The organism is Limnospira sp. PMC 289.06 (genome assembly GCF_032350395.1).
Lineage (GTDB): Bacteria > Cyanobacteriota > Cyanobacteriia > Cyanobacteriales > Microcoleaceae > Limnospira > Limnospira platensis.
The window spans coordinates 1-3,108 of record NZ_JARPLC010000084.1 but is presented as its reverse complement, the minus strand read 5'-3'; the positions used below and the strand labels follow the sequence as shown (position 1 = coordinate 3,108).

The following is a 3,108-nucleotide window of genomic DNA, read 5'->3' as shown; positions in this document are numbered from 1 at the left end:
TATAGGAATAACCGACGGGCTGAATAAACCCGCCCCACCCCACCGGTTAATTAATTATTAATTGACAATTATAGGGGCGGGTTCTAAGGTGAGTTATAGGAATGAGCGACCCGTTTAATAAACCCGCCCCACCCCATCGGTTAATTAATTGTTAATTGTTAATTGTTAATTATGGTTGATGCGAATGTAGCAATAGGTTTGGGTAGTAATCTGGGGTTATGTTGTCAAACATTAGAAACAGCCCTAGAATTACTTGGCGGCTATGGGGGAATTAGGGTGAAAGAACGATCGCATTGGTATCGGACAACTCCCGTGGGACCCCCTCAGCCGGATTATATCAATGGTTGTGCTACCCTCGTGGTGAGTATCTCCCCCCAGTTGCTGTTGGAGACTCTGCTAGAAATTGAGAAGAAATTGGGGCGGGTGCGTGGGGAAAGATGGGGACCGAGAACCCTAGATCTTGATTTATTGCTGTTCGATGATTTAATCTTGAAGACACCTACCCTAGAAATACCCCACCCTAGGATGGGTGATCGGGCTTTTGTGTTAGTCCCCCTAGCGGAAATAGCCCCGGATTGGATAGATCCTGTCAGTAAAAAGACGATCGCCCAATTGCTGGAAACTATCGATCACTCAGGAGTCCAAAAACTAACTGTGGCTAACTAATGAAACCAGGTTCAGAACCCCCAGAAATCCTAGATCAACAACTGTTTTATCGAGGTCGGAAATTTAACTTTGATGTCCACCGCCTTCGCCTTCCTAATGGTGCGATCGGTCAGTGGGAATGTGTTAGACACCCCGGAGGCGCTTTAGTAATTCCCGTTACCCCAGAAGGTAAGTTGGTATTGGTCCGACAATATCGATTTGCGGTGGAAGGGCGGACTTTGGAATTTCCAGCCGGGACGGTAGAAGCTAACGAAGACCCCGCCGAAACCGTGAGGCGAGAAATTGAGGAGGAAACAGGCTACCGCGCTTCTAAGTGGCGTAAACTAGGGCAATTTATCCTCGCGCCGGGTTATTCTGATGAAATTATTTACGCCTTTCTCGCCGAAGATCTCGAAAAACTGGAAACTCCCCCCCCACAAGATGAAGATGAGGATATAGACACCGTTTTGATGACTCCCCAAGAGTTGGAAGAGGCGATTTTACAGGGGGAACCTGTCGATGCTAAATCTATGGCTAGTTTTATGTTAGCTAAACCGTTTCTATAACTCTGTAGTGTTTATGTCGGATTTAATCTTATTTTGGCATCGTCGAGATCTGCGGATTTCTGATAACTGGGGACTGGCGGCGGCGCGTCGGGTCACTTCTCAGGTGGTGGGGGTCTTCTGTCTCGACCCGGAGATTTTGAGCGGTGATGATATCGCCCCCGTCCGTGTGGCTTATATGCTGGGCTGTCTCCAATGTCTACAAGAAGACTACCAACGGGGGGGGAGTCAATTACTGATTATTCAGGATAACCCGGCTCAAGGTCTGCGAAAATTGGCCGTGGCTTTGGGGGCGATCGCTGTTTATTGGAATCAAGATGTTGAACCCCTCCCTAGACAACGCGATCGCTCTGTAGAAGAGTCCCTGACAGAGGTGGGAATTAAAGTTGAGACTTTCTGGGATCAGGTTTTGCATTCCCCAGAAGCCATTTTTACCGGGTCTAAGGAACCCTATAAGGTTTATACTCCCTATTGGCGGAAATGGATTCAGCAACCCAAACCAGAACCCTGTGAGCGACTAAAATCTACCGGTCTGACGGAGGCTCAGGAAAAGGCGGCTCTGGAGGCGGGAGCGATCGCTTTACCCACGGCTAAGGATTTGGGATTTATCTGGTCGGAACCTTTTATCCTAGAACCCGGAGAAACGGCGGCGAGCGATCGCTTGGAAATCTTCTGCGATCGAGCCATTTATGAGTATGACGAAGGGCGGAATTTCCCCGCTATTGATGGCACTTCTGTGTTAAGTCCGGCTTTGAGATTTGGGGCGATCGGTATCCGTACCCTTTGGCAAAAAACCCAAGAAATTATGGCTTTAACTCGCAGTGACGAAGCCCGCCACCATATTCAAACTTGGCAGCAGGAACTCGCTTGGCGCGAGTTTTATCAACAGGCTTTATATCACTTCCCCGCCTTAGCCACCGGTGCTTTTCGTCAGCCCTTTGACCGTTTCCCTTGGTCAGATAATCAAGAACATTTCCAGGCTTGGTGTCAAGGACGCACCGGCTATCCTATTGTTGATGCCGCCATGCGTCAACTCAATGAAACTGGATGGATGCACAACCGTTGTCGCATGATTGTTGCCAGTTTTTTGACCAAGGATTTAATCATTAATTGGCAATGGGGAGAAAAGTATTTTATGCAAACCCTTATTGATGGCGATTTAGCCTCAAATAATGGTGGGTGGCAGTGGAGTTCCTCCAGTGGCATGGACCCTAAGCCTTTGCGGATTTTTAACCCCGCTTCCCAAACCCAAAAATATGACCCCGAAGCTGAATATATCCGCCAGTGGTTGCCAGAATTGCGGAATTTGGACACCGCCCACCTGGTGACTGGCAAAATTTCATCAGGCGATCGACAAGCCTGTGGCTACCCACAGCCCATTGTAGACCACAATCGACAACAAAAATTGTTCAAGTCCATTTATTCCCAATTAAAGGCTTGACAAATTCCCCAAACTATGGCAGGATGTTAAATTGTGCAAAACAAATAAACCTACTCATGCGGAACTGGCGGAATTGGTAGACGCGCTAGATTCAGGTTCTAGTGTTCGCAAGGACTTCCGGGTTCAAGTCCCGGGTTCCGCATTGGCAGAGAAACCCGGTTGGGCTGGGGAAGTTGGGTTACGCTGCGCTTCACCCAACCTACTAAAAGGGCAAATGGCTAACAGGGTAAAGGGCAAAAGGGCAAGAGGGCTAAGGGCTAAGAGTCGGGGGGGCACAGGCTACCCGAAAACCGTCGAAGCTGAAGAGGTTGCCCGGGACGACCCAGCTGCGGCCGGCACAACGGCAGTCTACAGGATAGTAGCCCCACGAACCGCCGCGCAGCACTCTATTGTTTGTCACTCTATTGTTTGTGTTGCTCAAAAAGTTGACTAAATATTCAATATAGTTTTGATAACGAT

General features: G+C 48.7%; 3 protein-coding genes and 1 tRNA gene. All 4 read left to right on the top strand.

What is annotated here, in order from left to right; translation table 11 throughout:
• The first annotated feature begins 171 nt into the window (after window positions 1-171).
• Window positions 172-666 carry a 2-amino-4-hydroxy-6-hydroxymethyldihydropteridine diphosphokinase gene (gene folK / locus P5674_RS16380; protein WP_014276520.1) on the top strand — a complete coding sequence of 165 codons (495 nt, stop codon included), beginning with the start codon at window positions 172-174 and terminating at the stop codon, window positions 664-666.
• On the top strand, window positions 666-1,211 hold the full coding sequence (locus tag P5674_RS16375; protein WP_014276519.1) for an NUDIX hydrolase: 546 nt from the start codon (window positions 666-668) through the stop codon (window positions 1,209-1,211). Before folK ends, P5674_RS16375 begins: the two co-directional genes overlap by 1 nt.
• Before the next feature lie 13 nt (window positions 1,212-1,224).
• On the top strand, window positions 1,225-2,649 hold the full coding sequence (locus P5674_RS16370; RefSeq protein ID WP_315670098.1) for an FAD-binding domain-containing protein: 1,425 nt from the start codon (window positions 1,225-1,227) through the stop codon (window positions 2,647-2,649).
• Window positions 2,650-2,707: 58 nt separating this feature from the next.
• Window positions 2,708-2,791, top strand: a tRNA-Leu gene (locus tag P5674_RS16365).
• The last annotated feature ends 317 nt before the right edge of the window (window positions 2,792-3,108 follow it).

Bases quoted from the DNA above. Each gene is read 5' to 3' on its own strand.
- folK (WP_014276520.1), top strand. From the start codon at position 172: ATGGTTGATGCGAATGTAGCAATAGGTTTGGGTAGTAATCTGGGGTTA.
- P5674_RS16375 (WP_014276519.1), top strand. From the start codon at position 666: ATGAAACCAGGTTCAGAACCCCCAGAAATCCTAGATCAACAACTGTTT.
- P5674_RS16370 (WP_315670098.1), top strand. From the start codon at position 1,225: ATGTCGGATTTAATCTTATTTTGGCATCGTCGAGATCTGCGGATTTCT.